General features: G+C 72.9%; 15 protein-coding genes. 8 read left to right on the top strand and 7 right to left on the bottom strand.

What is annotated here, in order from left to right:
- Positions 1 to 306 precede the first annotated feature (306 nt).
- Complete coding sequence (locus tag AB0M97_RS06485) at positions 307 to 1,044, top strand: ferritin-like fold-containing protein (RefSeq protein WP_365959596.1); 738 nt, start codon at positions 307 to 309, stop codon at positions 1,042 to 1,044.
- Positions 1,045 to 1,094: 50 nt separating this feature from the next.
- On the opposite strand, the gene AB0M97_RS06480 is transcribed toward AB0M97_RS06485, so the two are convergent.
- From AB0M97_RS06480 to AB0M97_RS06465, 4 genes are all read right to left on the bottom strand, one after another.
- Positions 1,095 to 1,364 carry a hypothetical protein gene (locus AB0M97_RS06480; RefSeq protein ID WP_365959595.1) on the bottom strand — a complete coding sequence of 90 codons (270 nt, stop codon included), beginning with the start codon at positions 1,362 to 1,364 and terminating at the stop codon, positions 1,095 to 1,097.
- A 241-nt stretch (positions 1,365 to 1,605) separates the two neighbouring features.
- Entirely contained in the window at positions 1,606 to 1,833 is a 228-nt protein-coding gene (locus AB0M97_RS06475; protein WP_365959594.1) for a DUF3107 domain-containing protein, read from the bottom strand.
- Between the two features lie 145 nt (positions 1,834 to 1,978).
- Entirely contained in the window at positions 1,979 to 2,623 is a 645-nt protein-coding gene (locus tag AB0M97_RS06470; RefSeq protein WP_365959593.1) for a TetR/AcrR family transcriptional regulator, read from the bottom strand.
- 182 nt (positions 2,624 to 2,805) lie between these two features.
- Entirely contained in the window at positions 2,806 to 3,030 is a 225-nt protein-coding gene (locus tag AB0M97_RS06465; RefSeq protein ID WP_365959592.1) for a hypothetical protein, read from the bottom strand.
- Positions 3,031 to 3,272: 242 nt separating this feature from the next.
- Between AB0M97_RS06465 and AB0M97_RS06460 the strand changes: the two genes are divergently transcribed.
- The 7 genes from AB0M97_RS06460 (at position 3,273) to moeZ (ending at position 12,596) form a co-directional block, all read left to right on the top strand.
- A complete protein-coding gene (locus AB0M97_RS06460; protein ID WP_365959591.1) occupies positions 3,273 to 4,406 on the top strand; it encodes an alpha/beta hydrolase in 1,134 nt (377 codons plus the stop codon).
- An 8-nt stretch (positions 4,407 to 4,414) separates the two neighbouring features.
- Positions 4,415 to 6,073, top strand: coding sequence for a DUF3152 domain-containing protein (locus AB0M97_RS06455; RefSeq protein WP_365959590.1), 1,659 nt, complete (start codon positions 4,415 to 4,417; stop codon positions 6,071 to 6,073).
- Positions 6,074 to 6,354: 281 nt separating this feature from the next.
- On the top strand, positions 6,355 to 8,073 hold the full coding sequence (locus tag AB0M97_RS06450; RefSeq protein ID WP_365959589.1) for a DUF3492 domain-containing protein: 1,719 nt from the start codon (positions 6,355 to 6,357) through the stop codon (positions 8,071 to 8,073).
- Positions 8,070 to 9,356 (top strand): hypothetical protein, encoded by a 1,287-nt coding sequence (locus AB0M97_RS06445; protein ID WP_365959588.1) that lies wholly within the window; start codon positions 8,070 to 8,072, stop codon positions 9,354 to 9,356. Before AB0M97_RS06450 ends, AB0M97_RS06445 begins: the two co-directional genes overlap by 4 nt.
- Before the next feature lie 277 nt (positions 9,357 to 9,633).
- Complete coding sequence (locus AB0M97_RS06440) at positions 9,634 to 10,596, top strand: NAD-dependent epimerase/dehydratase family protein (protein WP_365959587.1); 963 nt, start codon at positions 9,634 to 9,636, stop codon at positions 10,594 to 10,596.
- Positions 10,584 to 11,354, top strand: a complete 771-nt coding sequence (locus AB0M97_RS06435) for a spherulation-specific family 4 protein (RefSeq protein ID WP_365959586.1) — start codon at positions 10,584 to 10,586, stop codon at positions 11,352 to 11,354. The genes AB0M97_RS06440 and AB0M97_RS06435 overlap by 13 nt, the downstream gene beginning before the upstream one ends.
- Before the next feature lie 63 nt (positions 11,355 to 11,417).
- Complete coding sequence (gene moeZ, locus AB0M97_RS06430) at positions 11,418 to 12,596, top strand: adenylyltransferase/sulfurtransferase MoeZ (RefSeq protein WP_365959585.1); 1,179 nt, start codon at positions 11,418 to 11,420, stop codon at positions 12,594 to 12,596.
- A gap of 140 nt (positions 12,597 to 12,736) precedes the next feature.
- Here moeZ and AB0M97_RS06425 read toward each other — a convergent pair whose 3' ends face one another.
- From AB0M97_RS06425 to AB0M97_RS06415, 3 genes are all read right to left on the bottom strand, one after another.
- Positions 12,737 to 13,633 carry an RNA polymerase sigma-70 factor gene (locus AB0M97_RS06425; protein WP_365959584.1) on the bottom strand — a complete coding sequence of 299 codons (897 nt, stop codon included), beginning with the start codon at positions 13,631 to 13,633 and terminating at the stop codon, positions 12,737 to 12,739.
- A 44-nt stretch (positions 13,634 to 13,677) separates the two neighbouring features.
- Positions 13,678 to 14,874, bottom strand: a complete 1,197-nt coding sequence (locus AB0M97_RS06420; RefSeq protein WP_365959583.1) for an FAD-dependent oxidoreductase — start codon at positions 14,872 to 14,874, stop codon at positions 13,678 to 13,680.
- A gap of 130 nt (positions 14,875 to 15,004) precedes the next feature.
- Positions 15,005 to 16,510: an alpha/beta hydrolase gene (locus tag AB0M97_RS06415; RefSeq protein WP_365959582.1), complete on the bottom strand. Its 1,506-nt coding sequence runs from the start codon at positions 16,508 to 16,510 to the stop codon at positions 15,005 to 15,007.
- Positions 16,511 to 16,596 lie beyond the last annotated feature (86 nt).

Genomic DNA, 16,596 nt, shown 5'->3' with positions numbered 1-16,596 from the left:
CGTAGGCACGGGACCACTGCTGACGCTCTAGCGCTCGTACCGCTGAGGTGTCCCTCCGGTCGTCGTGCGCACTGGGGCGTACGGCCACGGAAGGCTGTCGGGTCGGAGCCGATCGGGCCACCGACCGGGCATCCTCATGCGTGCGCCCCGTCGAGATGCCTCTGAATGCCACTGAGTACTCGGCAGGCGCATTACCACCATACCCCGGATTCCCGCACACGCCATGGCCGATTTGGTCACGTAGTCGTCGTCACACTGGTTGACCAGGGACTTCCAGGGGCCGGAGAGCGGGCTATTGTGCGCTTCATGACGACCCCTGACAACGCCTCCGACGCGTCCGCCGCACCCACCGGAGTCGCCGCCGAGGACTGGGCGACGGCCTCAGCCGACCCGCAGTACCGCGCCGCGATCGTGGACCTGCTCGGCGCGCTCGCGTACGGGGAGCTGGCGGCGTTCGAGCGGCTCGCGGAGGACGCCAAGCTGGCGCCGACCCTGGAGGACAAGGCCGAGCTGGCGAAGATGGCGTCGGCGGAGTTCCACCACTTCGAGCGGCTGCGTGACCGGCTCACGGAGATCGGCGAGGAGCCCACCCGCGCGATGGAGCCGTTCGTCACGGCACTGGAGAGCTTCCACAAGCAGACGGCGCCCTCGGACTGGCTGGAGGGGCTCGTCAAGGCGTACGTCGGTGACTCGATCGCCAGCGACTTCTACCGCGAGGTCGCCGCCCGGCTCGACTCCGACTCGCGCCGGCTGGTGCTGGCCGTGCTCGACGACACGGGCCACGCCGGGTTCGCCGTCGACCGGGTGCGTGCCGCGATCGAGGCGGACCCGCGCGTGGGGGGCCGGCTCGCGCTGTGGGCCCGGCGGCTGATGGGCGAGGCCCTGTCGCAGTCGCAGCGGGTGGTCGCCGAGCGCGACGCGCTGTCGACGATGCTCGTGGGCGGCGTCGCGGACGGTTTCGACCTCGCCGAGGTCGGGCGGATGTTCTCCCGGATCACCGAGGCGCACACGAAGCGGATGGCGGCGCTGGGGCTGGCTGCCTGAGAACCGTCATTCCGTGGCGGTGGAGGCGTCCGCGGTGGGGCGGTGTCCGCTCAGGCCGTCGCCGAGCGTCCGCGCAGTCTTCCCGAGGGGCGCAGCAGCAGCGACAGGGAAGCGGCCGAGACGGCCACCGATCCCACGAGGGGCAGCAGGATGCCTCCGGCGTCGAGCGCGCTGTGCGTGAGGAAGGCGCCGAAGAGGGCTCCGGCGACACCGGTCGACAGCACGAGCGGGCGGGCCGGGAACCGGTGGGGCAGGCGGTGCGCCACCGTCCAGGCGAGGACGAGGCCGAGCACTGCGGCGCCGAGCGCTTCCAGGATCACGTCGGGGTCCCTCCCACATGGCCGACTCTGCCCAAAACGGTCCACGCCCGTCTTACCCCTGACCTGCGGAATTCAACCCTCCTTCACGGCGGGATGTGCTCCATTGGTGAAGAACCCGGTGAGAGCCGGGCCGGTGGAGGGCCCGCCCCTCACCGGGTTCGGGCCCGGTGGAGGGCCCGCTGGCACGGCGAAGAGCCCGGCGGTCTGCGCGACCGCCGGGCCCTCATGCCTGCTGCGCTGACTACAGCGCGCCGAAGCCCACCTTGCGCGGGGCCGGCTCACCGAGCTCGACGTACGCGAGGCGGTCGGCCGGGACCAGGACCTTGCGGCCGTGGTCGTCCACGAGGCTCAGCAGCTGCGACTTCCCGGCCAGCGCCTCGGACACCGCGCGCTCGACCTCCTCGGCACTCTGACCGCTCTCCAGAACGATCTCGCGCGGCGCGTGCTGCACGCCGATCTTGACCTCCACGGCTATGTCCCTCCGACGGTCAGTGAAGTGCGCGACCTTGCGCGCCGTACGCAGCACACATTAGCCCGGTGAGGGGACGTACACGCTGCGGCCGAGAACGCCAGGAGCGAACAGCGGGCGGGAATGCCCGGCGGGCCGCCGCCGGTCAGTGCTGCTGGTCGGTGCCGTGCAGCGGGAAACCGGCGATGCCCCGCCACGCCAGCGACGTGAGCAGCTGCACCGCCTGGTCGCGCGGCACGCTGCGGTCGCTGTGCAGCCACGAGCGGGCCACCACCTGCGCGAGCCCGCCCAGGCCGGAGGCGAGCAGCATCGACTCGGCACGCGACAGGCCGGTGTCCTCGGCGATGACGTCGCAGATCGCCTCGGCGCACTCGTTCGTCACCTTGTCCACGCGCTCGCGCACGGCGGGCTCGTTCGTCAGGTCCGACTCGAAGACCAGGCGGAACGCGCCACCGTCGTCCTCGACGTACGCGAAGTAGGCGTCCATCGTCGCGCGCACGCGCTGCTTGTTGTCGGTCGTCGACGCGAGCGCGTTCCGCACGGACTGGATCAGCGACTCGCAGTGCTGGTCCAGCAGCGCGAGGTAGAGGTCGAGCTTGCCGGGGAAGTGCTGGTAGAGCACCGGCTTGCTGACACCGGCGCGCTCGGCGATGTCGTCCATCGCGGCCGCGTGGTAGCCCTGCGCCACGAAGACTTCCTGTGCGGCGCCCAGCAGCTGGTTGCGTCGGGCACGACGCGGCAGGCGCGTGCCCCGCGGGCGTACCGCCTCTGTCTGCTCGATGGCTGTCACGCCGCCTCCCACTCGATCGTCCATGTGCGGTGTGCGCCGCGCCGCCATCGTACTTTTCGGTAACCGTGCTGTGCGCGGTGCGAGCGCAGAATTTCACGTACCGGACGGTGGCGACACCCGCGCGGACCGTTTCGAACAAGCCCGGAAGGGGCAGGGCACGGCCTTCCCCGCGGCGCCCCGGCTCAGCGGTAGTCGTCCTCGTCGAGCGCGACGATCCGGGCCTGCTCGACCAGGTCGGCCTCGTTGGCGCGGTCCGGGTTCACGCCGGTCAGCGGGTCGTCGCGGTGCGGAGTGACGTCCGTGCGCTGCTCCGCCGCGTCGACCTCCGGGGCCTCCACGCCGAACTCCTCGACTTCCTGCTCGTCGCCGTCCTCGAAGGTCTCGGGGTCGGTGGGATCAACAGCCATGACGGGCTCCCTTTCTTACGAACGTCCCTGGGAATGCAGGGGCCACACGCGGGTGCCCTCTGCACGAGCCTAGGAGACACCCGGTCCGCACACCATGCGATCCGCGTCCGGGGCGTTACGCGCTGCGCACGCCGAGGTCCGTGCGGATGAGTACCCACGGACGGGCCGGGTTCTCGCCACCCTGCCGATTCTGTGACCGCCAACACGTGAATCGGCACGTGATCGTCTCGTAACATTGCCGCATGTCTCCGACCGATCTCCCCTCCGACCCTCCTTCCGTGCAGGCACCCCAGGTCCTCCCCAAGGTGTCGCCGGTCAGGGTCGCGGAGGGTGAGCGGCTCAGGTCGGTCGAGCTGCCCGGGGTCACGCTGACGATCCGTTCGAGGCCGGCGGAGCGCACGGGAGCGCCGCCCGCGCTGTTCGTCCACGGGCTCGGCGGTTCCTCGCTGAACTGGTCGACGCTGATGCCGCTGCTGGCCGACGTGGTCGACTGCGAGGCCCTCGACCTGCCGGGCTTCGGCGACTCCCCGCCGCCGGACGACGGCGACTACTCGATCACCGGTCACGCCCGCGCGGTCATCCGCTACCTCGACGCGGCCGGACGCGGCCCCGTGCACCTGTTCGGCAACTCGCTCGGCGGCGCGATCACCACCCGGGTCGCCGCGGTACGGCCCGATCTCGTACGGACCCTCACGCTCGTCTCGCCCGCGCTGCCGGAGATCCGCGTCCAGCGCAGCGCCGTGCCGACCGGGCTGCTGGCGCTGCCCGGCGTCGCCGCGCTGTTCACGCGGATCACCCGGCAGTGGACGGCGGAGCAGCGGGTGCGGGGCGTTCTCGCGCTCTGCTACGGCGATCCCGGGCGGGTGTCGCCGGAGGGCTTCCGCAACGCCGTGGAGGAGATGGAACGGCGGATCAGGCTGCCGTACTTCTGGGACGCGATGGCGCGTTCCGCGCGCGGAATCGTCAACGCGTACACCCTCGGCGGGCAGCACGGGCTGTGGCGCCAGGCCGAGCGGGTCCTCGCCCCGACGCTGCTCGTCTACGGCGGCCGGGACCAGCTCGTGGGCTTCCGCATGGCCCAGCGGGCCGCCCGCGCCTTCCGCGATTCCCGGCTGCTGACGCTCCCCGAAGCGGGCCACGTGGCGATGATGGAGTACCCCGAGACGGTGGCGATGGCGTTCAAGGACCTCCTCGCGGACACCGAAGGCTCTAGCGTGGGTACGGACGCGTCCGCCGACCCGGACGCACGCGACGATGCGGACGGGGTGACGGGGGTGGCTGAAGTGGCCGGAGGGGCCGAGGGGGACGAAGTGGTCGAGAACGCCGGTGGGCCGGAGGTCGGCGCGGACGGCGCCGACGCGAGCGCGAGGGGCTGAGGCGCGAGGTGGGACGCCACAGCCGTCGCGGGCCCGTTCCCAAGGGCGGCACCGCGGACACGACGGGAACACGCACGGGCAGACCGTCCGCCGCCGACGCCGGCCGCTCCCATGCGGTCCCGACCGCCCAGGGCGGTCTGCGGCTCCCGGACGGCACGCCCGCGCGTGGCGTCCCCCGGCTCCCGGAGACCGGCCTGCCCGGCCTCGGCGTCCCCGGCCCGGCCGCCGGACTGTGGGGGCAGGGGAGCGGGGGCCCACGGATGCCGGGCGGGACGCCGACGGGGGGCGTGCCGTGGTCTCCTGACGGGACGCCTGCCCATGGTGTGCCGCGCTTTCCCGCTGGGACCCCTGCCGGTGGTGTGCCGCGGCTTCCCGAGGGGACGCCGGCTCATGGGGTTCCGCGCTTCTCCGACGGCACCCCGGAGCAAGGGAGGCCGCGGTCTCCTGACGGGACTCCGGCTCGTGGTGTGCCCCGTTTTCCGGACGGGATCCCGGCGCGAGGGGTGCCGCGTTTCCCCGACGGCACGCCGGCCCACGGTGTCCCCCAAGTGCGTGGTGGCCATCCCGAGCAGCGTGAAGGCGGCGGAGGATGGGGAGACCTGGGAGGGCGGGCCGGTGGCGGGTCCGGCGCCCCGGGTACTCCTGGCGTGCCGATTCCGCAGCAGCGGCAGGCGCCCCCGGCCGGACCGCGGCCGGAGTACCTCGACGCCTTCGACGAGGACGACGACGTGTTCGCACCCACTGCGTCCCGCACCCCCCGCTCTCCCGCCGACGGGGACACCACCGAGCCCCGTGCCCCCCTCACCGACGCCGACGCCGATGACGACGACGCGCCGCCGACCGGCGAGTCCGCGCAGGCCAAGGCCGGCAAGGGGCGGACGTTCACCGGCATCGCCGCCGCGGCCGTGACCACCGTGCTGGCGGTCGTCGTGGCCGGCCAGGTCGCCGACGGGCCCGACGGTTCCGAAACGCAGTCCCGGTCGGCCGCCGAGCAGTCCCGGGACACGAGCGACGCCGCCTCCCGCGGCGACGCACGGCCGGCGCCCTCCGCCGCCGTGCCCGCGCCGCTGACGTACGAGCAGAAGATGGGCAGGACGTACCCGCTCAGCGCGACGCTGAAGGCTTCCGGGGAGTTCGAGGCCGTCCCCGGGGTCGCCAAGGCGCCCGGGAAGGGGCAGAAGTACACCTATCGCGTGGACGTCGAGAAGGGGCTCGGGCTCGACGGCCGGCTCTTCGCCGAGGCCGTGCAGAAGACGCTGAACGACGACCGGAGCTGGGCCCACAACGGCGCCCGTACCTTCGAACGCGTCTATTCGGGCGAGGTCGACTTCGTGATCACCCTCGCCAGCCCCGGCACCACCGCCCACTGGTGCGCCAAGTCCGGCCTCGACACCACCGTCGACAACGTCTCCTGCGACTCGGCGGCCACCCAGCGCGTGATGATCAACGCCTATCGGTGGGCGCAGGGTTCCACGACGTACGGCGACAAGATCCACGCCTACCGGCAGATGCTGATCAACCACGAGGTCGGCCACCGCCTCGGCTACGGCCACGTGACGTGCGACAAGAACGGCGACCTCGCGCCGGTCATGCAGCAGCAGACGAAGTTCCTGGAGTACAACGGCATCCGCTGCCGGCCCAACGCGTGGCCCTATCCGGTCCGTTGACCGCCTGGCCGTATCCGGCCCGTTGACCGCCGGGCCGAACCGGGGTGTGGCCGGGGGCGTCGGCGTGCCTGCGGGCGTTGGCCGTGGCGTCACCCGGAGTATCCAGTCGATCTCTTAGCGCTACGGAACGCGACCCGCACGGGAAAGTTACGAGCGTTCACCCCTTCTGGTGGCGCGACGGACAACCGTCCGGCGCGGCGCCACCTCGTCCGCATACGTTCGTCCCGCTGCGAGCCGTCGGGTCAACGGCGGCTCCCTGGACGGAGATCGGGGGTGCACTCGTGCGCATCGGACTGCTTACCCACGGTGGCTACCCGTATGCGAATGGTGACGCCAGGCGCTGGTGCGAACGGCTCGTGCGCGGGCTCGGGCAGCACGAGTTCGACGTCTACGCACTCAGCCGCAGCCGGCGCCAGGAGGACGAGGGCCGGGTTCCGCTGCCGCCGCACGTCGGCCGGGTGCGCACCGCGCCCCTGTGGGCTGCCGAGGACGACGGGGTGGTGTACGGGCGCCGTGCGCGCCGGCGCTTCGCCGAGTGCTACGGCGCACTGGCGTCGGCCGTCTGCGCGCCGGGCGCCGTCGGCGGCCCCGCGGAGCCGCCCGCCCCTGAGGCGGACCGTTTCGGCACGTTCGCCGACGGGCTCTACGGCCTTGCCGAACTCGCCCGCGAGGAAGGCGGTCTCGTCGGCGCCCTCCGCTCGGAGACCGCCGTACGCGCCCTGGAGCGTGCCTGTCGTGCGCCCGGCGCCCAGCAGGCGGCGCGCGAGGCGCGCGTCCCTGATCTGCTCGCCGTCGCCGCGCACCTGGAACGCGCCCTGCGCCCCCTCTCCCTCGACTGGTACGAGGGCGACGGGCTCGGCGCGGTCGACCTGTGCCACGCGGCCTCCGGCGCCGCCGCACTCCCCGGGCTGCTCGCCGGGCACTTCCACGGCGTACCGCTGCTGGTGACCGAGTACGGGGTGCACCTGCGGTCGCACTACCTGACCACCGGCCAGGCCCCGCCCGCCGTACGGTCCCTGCTCGCCGCCTTCTACGGCCGGCTCGCCGCCGAGACCTACCGGCGCGCCGCGCTCATCACGCCCGGCAACACGCACGCCCGGCGCTGGCAGGAGCGCTGCGGCGCCGACCGCGCGAAGCTCCGCACCGTCTACCCGGGCATGGACGCCGGACCGTTCGCCGAGGTCGGCGAGGCGGCGGACGGCGCGGACCCGGACACGCTGGTCTGGGTCGGCCGGGTGGAGCCGGCGAAGGACCTGGTGTCCCTGCTGCACGCCTTCGCCGAGGTCCGCAGGGAGGAGCCGAAGGCCCGGCTGCGGATCGTCGGGGCCCCCGCCGGTGCCGAGGGCGCCGCCTACCTCGGCCACTGCCGGACGCTGGCCGCGCAGCTCTTCCCCGACGAGGCGGACGGGCCGCACTCCGTCGGCCGCAACCCCGTGTCCTTCGAGGAGATCGGCGGACCGGAACTGCCCACCCCTGCCGACGCGTACGCCTCCGGTGCCGTCGTCGTCCTGTCCAGCGTGGTCGAGGGCTTCCCGGTCGGCCTGGTCGAGGCCATGCTCTGCGGGCGCGCGACGGTGTCCACCGACGTCGGCGCGGTCGTGGAGGTCATCGGCGGTACGGGGCTCGTCGTACCGCCGCGCAATCCGCGGGCGCTCGCGGAGGCGTGCGGGACGCTGCTGCGCGACCCGGAGCGCCGTGCGCGCCTCGGCGCCGCCGCACGCGCCCGCGCGCTGGAGCTGTTCACCGTCGAGCAGAACGTCGCGGCCTTTCACGGCATGTATGTGGAGATCGTCTCGCACACCCCGGTCCGGCGTGTCCTCCTCGACGACGCCGGGGACCCGCTGCCGTTCGCCGCGCCGGCCGAGTCCCATGTGCCTGGCCGCTGGACCGTGCCGACGGCTCGGGTCGCGGCTCGCGCTGCGGCACGGGGTGGGCCGGGGTGGGTGTCGGTGGGTGGCGCGGGTCCGGTATCGGCTTCCGCTCCGGAGGGAGTGCGATGAGCGGTCTGGGAGAGCTGGACCTGCCCGGTACCCCGGACAGCCCCGGTGCGTGGGACGAGCGGTCGAGGGAGGCGATGAGGGAGAGGGGTATACCGGATGAATCGGCCGCCGTTCCCGTCGCCCGTGAGGCCGACTCGGCCTCGGGCGGCCCGCGGCGGGGCCCCGTCCGTCGCGCCGCCGCCGACCCGGTGAAGGCCCTGATGCACCGCCACCGCGAGCTGTGCCAACGCGCCGTCGACGCCCTGGAGATCGCGGCGGGCCTGGAAGCCCACGGCGTCACCGACCGGACGGCGGCACGCTTCCGTCACCGGGACGTCTTCTCGCTCGCCGAGGAGATGTACGCCCGTGTGCCGCGCGAGGCGAAGACGCCGCCGCCGCGCCCCGTCCCCCCGGCCGCCCCCGTGGCCCGCGCCCGCTGGGCAGTCGTCACCCTGCTCACCCTGTTGCCCGGGGCGCTGTGCGCGGCGGCCGTGGCCGCGCTCCGGATCACGGACGGGCAGGCCCGGCTGATCGCGGCCGCGGCGGGCACCCTCGCCGTCGTCCTGGGCCTGCGCACGGCACTGAAGCGTGGCCCGCTCAGCCGCGCGGGCCGGGGAACCCCGGTCGGCCGGCCCCGACACGGCACCGCTGCCTGGACCTGCTGGCTCGTCGGTTACGCCCTCCTCGGCGACGGTCTGCTGGCCGCCGCCGTCGTGGGCGGCCCCGACACCCTGCCCACCGGAGACACCGACGGCCCCTGGCCGCTCACGCCGGCGCCCGTCCTGGCCCTCGCCCTCGGCTGCGCGCCCGCCGCCTGGAGCGCCCACCTCTTCGCCTCGGGCGCCCGGCGCAGACTGGCGGCCAGCCGTGGCCTGGAGGAGTTCGCCGCCTCCGTACGGCCGTTGCTGTTCGGCGCGTTCGGGCTGTTCCTGGGCGCGCTGGCCGCCCTCGTCGCCCTGTGCGGCATCGCCCTGGGCGAACCCGCCGCCCACGCCGGGGCCCTCACCCTGGGCGCCCTGCTGTTCCTCGCCCGGCTCCTCACGGTTCACGGTTCCACTCACGCCCCGGGGCTGGTCCTCACCGCCGCCGCCTCGGCCGAAGGGCTGGCCCTCGCCACCGTGTTCGCCGGCCGCCTGCCCGGCTGCGGCGTGCTCGCCGTCCCCGTGGACACCCTCGTCACCGCCTGGGGCCTGTCCGCCGTACCCGCCCTGGCCTGCGGTGCGGCGGCCCTGACCCTGCTCATCCACGCGAACCGGACCCTGACCCGCGCCTCGGCGCACGCCACTGCGGAGCGCCCATGCTGACGCGCCCCACCGAGGCCGCCCCGCATCCGTCGCCCCCGCCGCGCCGGGTCCCGCGTACGGACCCGTCCGGCCAGGTCACCCGCCCCCCACCGCGACGAACCCTCGGCGGATCCCCACCGCCGCAGGGCGCGTAGGGCCTCGTCACCCCACCCAGGCAAGCAGACGGTCCTCCCGGCACCATCCCTTCGCCCCACCCCTTTGAAGGAGACCACCACATGACCACCTCCCGACCCGGCGCCCCAGCACTCGTCGGCGCACGCACCCCGGGAGCCGCACGATGAGGGTTCTACTGATCGGAGCAGGCGGCTACATCGGCCGCTACGTCGCCGACCGCCTGCTCGCCGACCCGGCCGTCCAGCTCACCGCACTGGGCCGTGGCGACGACGCCGACGTCCGCTTCGACCTCGCGTCCGGCAGCCCCGGCGCGCTCACCCGCTTCCTCGACGCCGTCCACCCCGGCGTCGTCATCAACTGCGCGGGCACCACCCGGGGCGGCGCCCGCGAACTCACCCGGCACAACACCGTCGCCGTCGCCACCGTCTGCGAGGCCCTGCGCCGCAGCGGCTGCGGCGCCCGCCTGGTGCAGATCGGCTGCAGCGCCGAGTACGGCCCCAGCCAGCCCGGCTCGTCCACGGCCGAGGACGCCGTGCCCCGCCCCGGCGGCCCGTACGGCGTGAGCAAGCTCGCCGCCACCGAACTCGTCCTCGGCTCCGGCCTGGACGCGGTGGTCCTGCGCGTCTTCTCGCCCGCCGGCCCCGGCACCCCCGCGGGCTCGCCCCTCGGCCGCCTCGCCGAAGCCATGCGCCGCGCGATGCAGTCCGGCGACGGCGAACTCAAGCTCGGCGGCCTCGGCGCCCAGCGGGACTTCGTCGACGTCCGTGACGTGGCCCGTGCCGTGCACGCCGCCTCCCTCTCCGCCGCGCAGGGCGTCATCAACATCGGCTCCGGCCGCGCCGTCCGGCTGCGCGACGCGGCCACGGTCCTCGCCCGCGTGGCCGGCTACGGCGGCGCCCTGCACGAACTCGACGGCCCGCCCGGCGGCCACCTCCGGCCGACCATCGGGCACCCCCGCAGCGACCCCGACCACGCGGCCCCCGTCGCCTATCCCTACCCCGACGGCTGCGGCAGCTGGCAGCAGGCCGACGTGCGCACCGCACGCGACCGGCTCGGCTGGCGGCCCCGTATCAACCTCGAAGAGTCCCTCGCCGACATCTGGATGGAGGCGGCATGCCGTATCTGACCAGCACCAGAACGGGCGCCGCGAGCACCGGCGTCCGCACCGGCCTCGGTGTCCCCGGCTATGCGCACCCGTTGCTCGCCCCGACCGAGTGGGCCCGGCTCACCCGCTCCGGCGCCCCCCTGGACTGGGTCGTCCTCAACGTCGCCGACGGCCCCGGCGAGCAGCCCGACCCGCACTGCCTGGAAGCCGCGGGCCGGCTGCGCAACGCGGGCGTCCGCGTCCTCGGCCACCTCGACGCGGCCCACGGGGCCCGCTCCTTCGGTGACCTGGTCTCCGAGGCGCACCGCTACCTCGGCTGGTACCAGGTCGACGGCTTCCTCCTGGACCGCTGCCCCACCGAGCGCGACGCCCTCCCCGAGGTGCGCCGCACCGTCACCACACTCCGCGCCATCCGTGACGATGCCCACATCGTCCTCGGCCACGGCATCCACCCGTACCCCGGTTACGCCGAGAACGCGGACCAGCTGGTCACCTTCTGTGGCCCCTGGAGCGACTACCGCTGGTCCCAGGTCGCCGAGTGGACGGAGGATCATCCGCCCGAGCGCTTCTGCCACTTCGTCCACGGCCTGCCCGGGCCCCACCTGGACGAGGCACTGCGCGTCGCCCGCTGGCAGGGCGCCGCGACGATCTTCTTCACCGACCGGACCCGCACCCCCCGCGGGCTCGCCGACCACGGCGGACACACCGAGCCCTTCGAGACCATGCCCGGCTACTGGGACGACATCGTCTCGCGCATCGGAACGGGTGTCTCGGAATGAAAAAACCCATGGCAGTGTTACCGGGAGAACAACTGTAGTGATTGACCGACCAACGGAGTCCCCGTGTCGCTGCCACCCCTGGTCGAGCCGGCTGACGAGCTCACCGTAGACGAGGTCCGCAGGTACTCCCGCCACCTGATCATCCCCGATGTGGGGATGGACGGGCAGAAGCGGCTGAAGAACGCCAAGGTGCTCTGTGTGGGCGCCGGCGGCCTGGGCTCGCCGGCGCTGATGTACCTGGCCGCCGCGGGCGTCGGCACGCTCGGCATCGTGGAGTTCGACGAGGTCGACGAGTCGAACCTGCAGCGCCAGATCATCCACAGCCAGGCCGACATCGGCCGCTCCAAGGCCGAGTCCGCCCGCGACTCGGTCAAGGGCATCAACCCGTACGTGAACGTGGTCCTTCACCAGGAGCGGCTCGAGGCCGACAACGTGATGGACATCTTCAGCCAGTACGACCTCATCGTCGACGGCACGGACAACTTCGCGACCCGCTACCTGGTCAACGACGCGTGCGTGCTGCTCAACAAGCCCTACGTGTGGGGTTCGATCTACCGCTTCGACGGCCAGGCCTCCGTGTTCTGGTCCGAGCACGGCCCGTGCTACCGCTGCCTCTACCCCGAGCCCCCGCCCCCCGGCATGGTCCCCTCCTGCGCCGAGGGCGGCGTCCTGGGCGTGCTGTGCGCGTCCATCGGCTCCATCCAGGTCAACGAGGCCATCAAGCTGCTCGCCGGCATCGGCGAGCCGCTGGTCGGCCGCCTGATGATCTACGACGCCCTGGAGATGCAGTACCGCCAGGTCAAGGTCCGCAAGGACCCCAACTGCGCGGTCTGCGGCGAGAACCCGACCGTCACCGAGCTCATCGACTACGAGGCCTTCTGCGGCGTCGTCTCCGAGGAGGCCCAGGCGGCGGCCGCCGACTCCACGATCACTCCGAAGCAGCTCAAGGAGTGGATCGACGACGGCGAGAGCATCGAGATCATCGACGTACGCGAGCCGAACGAGTACGAGATCGTCTCCATCCCCGGTGCCCGTCTCGTCCCGAAGAACGAGTTCCTCATGGGCACCGCCCTCGAGGGCCTCCCGCAGGACAAGAAGATCGTCCTGCATTGCAAGACGGGTGTCCGCAGTGCGGAAGTCCTCGCGGTCCTGAAGTCCGCGGGCTTCGCCGACGCCGTGCACGTCGGCGGCGGCGTGATCGGCTGGGTCAACCAGATCGAGCCGCACAAGCCGGTGTACTGACCGGCCCTCCCGGCCGGCCCGCCCGGCAGAACAGGCCCACGGTTCCGACGAGTTCGGACGCCGTGGGCCTCTGCCGTTGCCGACGGGGCCCGCCGAGAGCACGGTTGCCGACCGGCCCGTGTGCGGCCGGGAGTGGTCTCTCAGCGCAGGGTGAGGGCGGTCTCGGATTCGACGCGGGTCAGTTTCTCCGGGTTGCGGACGTAGTAGAGGCCGGTGATGCGGGAGCCCTCGACGTGGACCGCCAGGACGCCGTCCATCTCGCCGTCCAGACGGGCTATGAGCGCCGGGTTGCCGTTGACCACGGTGGGCACAGTGGTGACCTCGCTCTCGGTGCTGTCCAGGACACTGGCGAAGAAGCGGGCCACCTTCTCGGCGCCGACGACCGGCCGCAGCGCGGCATGCTTGTGTCCGCCGCCGTCGCTCACCAGGACGACGTCGGGGGCGAGCACGTCGAGCAGCCCCTGCAGGTCCCCGGTTTCCAGCACCCGCTGGAACGATTCCAGAGCCGCCCGGGTCTCGCCCGGGGAGACCACCTCGCGCGGGCGGCGGGCATCGACGTGCCGACGGGCGCGGTGGGCGATCTGGCGCACGGCCGCCGGGCTCTTGCCGACCGCCGCCGCGATCTCGTCGTAACTGACGTCGAAGGCCTCGCGCAGGACGAAAACGGCGCGTTCGGTCGGCGACAGCGTCTCCAGGACAAGCATCAGCGCCATGGACACGCTCTCCGCGAGTTCGACGTCCTCGGCGACGTCCGGCGCGGTGAGCATCGGCTCCGGCAGCCAAGGGCCGACGTACGCCTCCTTGCGGCGCTGCATCGTGCGCAGCCTGTTGAGCGCCTGCCGGGTGGTGATCCGGACCAGGTAGGCGCGCGGGTCGTGCACCTTGTCCAGGTCGACGTCCACCCACCGCAACCACGTTTCCTGCAGGACGTCTTCCGCGTCGGCCGCCGAGCCGAGCATCTCGTAGGCGACGGTGAAGAGCAGGTTGCGGTGGGCGACGAACGTCTCGGTCGCCAAATCAGTGACGTGGTCGATCATGTCTCGACTTCTCTCCTCGCTGCCGACCGACCTCGAACGCCAAGCTAGGCCGCCGGCCCGGCGGTGGCCGCTGCCCCGCCGTGCCGGGCCGCCAGCAACTGGCGGCGCTTGTCGTCCTTGTTCCATGTGAACGAACCGGGCTTGCGTGCCTCGTCCGCCAGTTGCTTGAGGGTGTGCCTGCAGATGACCTCCTTGAGCTTCGCGCCGGTACGCCCGCCGAGGTAGAGCCTCTTCGCGGTGTCGTCCCTGGAGGCGAACTGGAAGATGCCGGCGCGACGCCCCAGGCTGATGCACTGGCCGGCGAACCCGACGTTGACGGGTGCGGGCTCGTGAGCCGCGATCCTGCTGAGCACCGTGTCGGCGGCCTGCGCGCCCAGCGGACCGGCGGCCTGGCAGCTCATCCGGAACGGCAGGTCCGACGGCGCCGCCGCATCCCCGGCCGCGACGATGCGCGGGTCGTCCACGCTGGTCAGCGTCTCGTCCGTGAGGAGGCGGCCCAGGGCGTCGGTGCTCAGCCCGCTGCGGCCGGCCAGGTCCGGCACACCGAATCCGGCGGCCCAGATCGTCACGTCGCTCGCCACCTCGCGGCCGTCGCTGAGCTGCACGGCATCACGTGTCACGGCCGTCACCTGCGAGTCGGGGCCGTCGATCACGCTCACGCCGAGTTCTACCAGCCGCTTGGCAACCGAGCGCCTGCCACGAGGGTGCAGGTACGGGCCGAGCACCCCGCCGCACACCAGGGTCACCGTGCGGCCCGTCTCCGCCAGCTCGGCGGCGGTCTCGATACCGGTCGAACCGGCTCCCACAACCGTCACCGCGGCCGTCGCGGGCGCGGCGGCGACGACCGGCCGCAGCCGCTGCGCCTCCTCCAGGCCGGCGCTGGGGTGGGCGAACTCGGCCGCTCCGGGCACAACCGGGTCGGCGCTGCCGCTGCCCACCGCGTAGACCAGGTAGTCGTAGCCGAGAGAGCCGCCGCTCGACAGCGCCACGGCGCGCTCGGCCGCGTCGATCCGTGTCACGGTGTCGGTCACCAGGCGGACGCTGTCGGCCAGGACCTCCCCGAAGTCGACCACGGCGTCGTCGGACCCGCCCACCAGTTGGTGCAGGCGGATCCGCTCGACGAAGGCCGGGCGCGGGTTGATCAGGGTCACCGCAACGTCGTCGCGCTGCGTCAGCCGATTGGCCGCCATCACGCCCGCGTATCCGCCGCCGACCACGATCACGTCGGTGCTCTCAGCCATCGTCTCTCCCGTTGTTTCCTGGCGCCCGAACCTAAAGACACCGCCGGATCGATCTCTGTGACAGCAAGTGGGGCAGATCACGTCGCCCGCGCGGGCGGCCGACGGCGTCCGGGCGGAGGGCCCGCCGCCCTCATGGGCAGACCTTGCCGTCCTGGGGCACCGTGCCCCTGAGCAGGTAGGCGTTGACCGTGGAGTCGACGCAGGCGCTCCCGCTGCCGTAGGCGCCGTGGCCCTTGCCCTTCCAGGTGAGGACCACTCCGACGCCCTCGCCGAGCTCGTCCGCCATCTTCCGGGCCCCCTCGAACGGGGTCGCCGGGTCGCCCGTGTTGCCGACGACCAGGACGGGTGCCGCGCCGGGTGCGCTCACCTCCGGGTTGTCGTGCTGCCCGGACACGGGCCAGTCGTGGCACCAGCCGGCCGTGTCCCAGGCCAGGAACTCACCGAAGACGGGCGAGATGGCCTTGAAGCGCGGCAGCAGCTTCCTCGTCTTCTCGGCCGTCGGCCGCTGCTTGTCGTCCAGGCACGATATGACCCGCTGGGCGTGCGTCGTCGTGCCGTAGTGCCCCGACGGGTCACGGTCGTTGTACTGGTCGGCGAGCGCCAGCAGCTTGGAGCCGTCGCCCTCGTCAGCGGCATCGAGGGCAGCGGTCAGCTGCGGCCAGAAACTCTCGCTGTACATGGCGAGGGCTATGCCCGTCACCGCGAGGGTCTGCGTCAGCTTCCGGTCGGAGCCGGACGTCCCCATGGGCTGTGCGTCGAGCCGGTCCAGCAGTGCCGCGATCTCCCGCGTGCCCTGTCCGGGGTCCCGCCCGGTGGACTTCAGGTAGTCGTGCAGGGCGCGCTGGAAGCCCCGGGTCTGGTTCTCGGCGTGGCCCACCGTGTCGGCGGTCGGGTCGACCACCGCGTCGAGGACCAGGCGCCCGACGCGCTTCGGGAACAGGTGGGCGTAGACGCCGCCGAGTTCGGTGCCGTAGGAGACGCCGAAGTAGTGCAGCTTTTCGTCGCCGAGGACCTGGCGCATCAGGTCCAGGTCGCGGGCGGTGTCGGTGGTCGAGACGTGAGCCATCAGCCGGCCGGCGGACTTCTGGCAGCCCTTGCCGAAGTCCGCGGCGTCACCGAGGTACGTCCGCTCCTCCGTCGGGGTGTCCGGGGTGGCGTCCACGGACTCGGCGGCCCGGATCTCCTTGTCGCTGCGGCAGCGGACCCCCTCGCTGGCGGCCACTCCCCGCGGGTCCCAGCTCACCAGGTCGTACGTGTCGTGCAGAGCGGCGACGGTGTCGCCGTACGACGGCAGCGCGGACACGCCCGAGCCGCCGGGGCCGCCGAAGTTGAACAGCAGGGAGCCCAGGCGCTTTTCCCCGCGCGCCTTCGAGCGGATCAGGGCGAGGTCGATCGTCTCTCCGTCCGGTTTCGACCAGTCCAGTGGCGCCTTGAGCGTCGCGCACTGCCAGTCGCCGCCCGGGGCGGGGGAGTCAGCGGTCGACCTGCAGCGCCCCCAGTCGAGCCGTTGCTCCGTCAGCGGCCCGCTCGTCTTCTCCTTGTCGGACGCCTTCTCCTCGTCGGACGTGCCGTTGCAGCCCGCCGTCAGCAGTGCCGCGGCGGCCATCAGCGCCGTCCACCGTGCACAACGCCCCATTCCGTGTCCCCCCTCACAGGCCGGCCCGCATCGTGCAGCGGATGGCTTTCCCGTCATCGTAGACGGATCGCCCGAAGACCGTCGGA

The sequence above is a fragment of the Streptomyces sp. NPDC051207 genome (assembly GCF_040682395.1).
Classification (GTDB): Bacteria; Actinomycetota; Actinomycetes; order Streptomycetales; family Streptomycetaceae; genus Streptomyces.
Note: the sequence above shows the minus strand (reverse complement) of the source record. Positions and strands in the feature narration are given on the sequence as shown.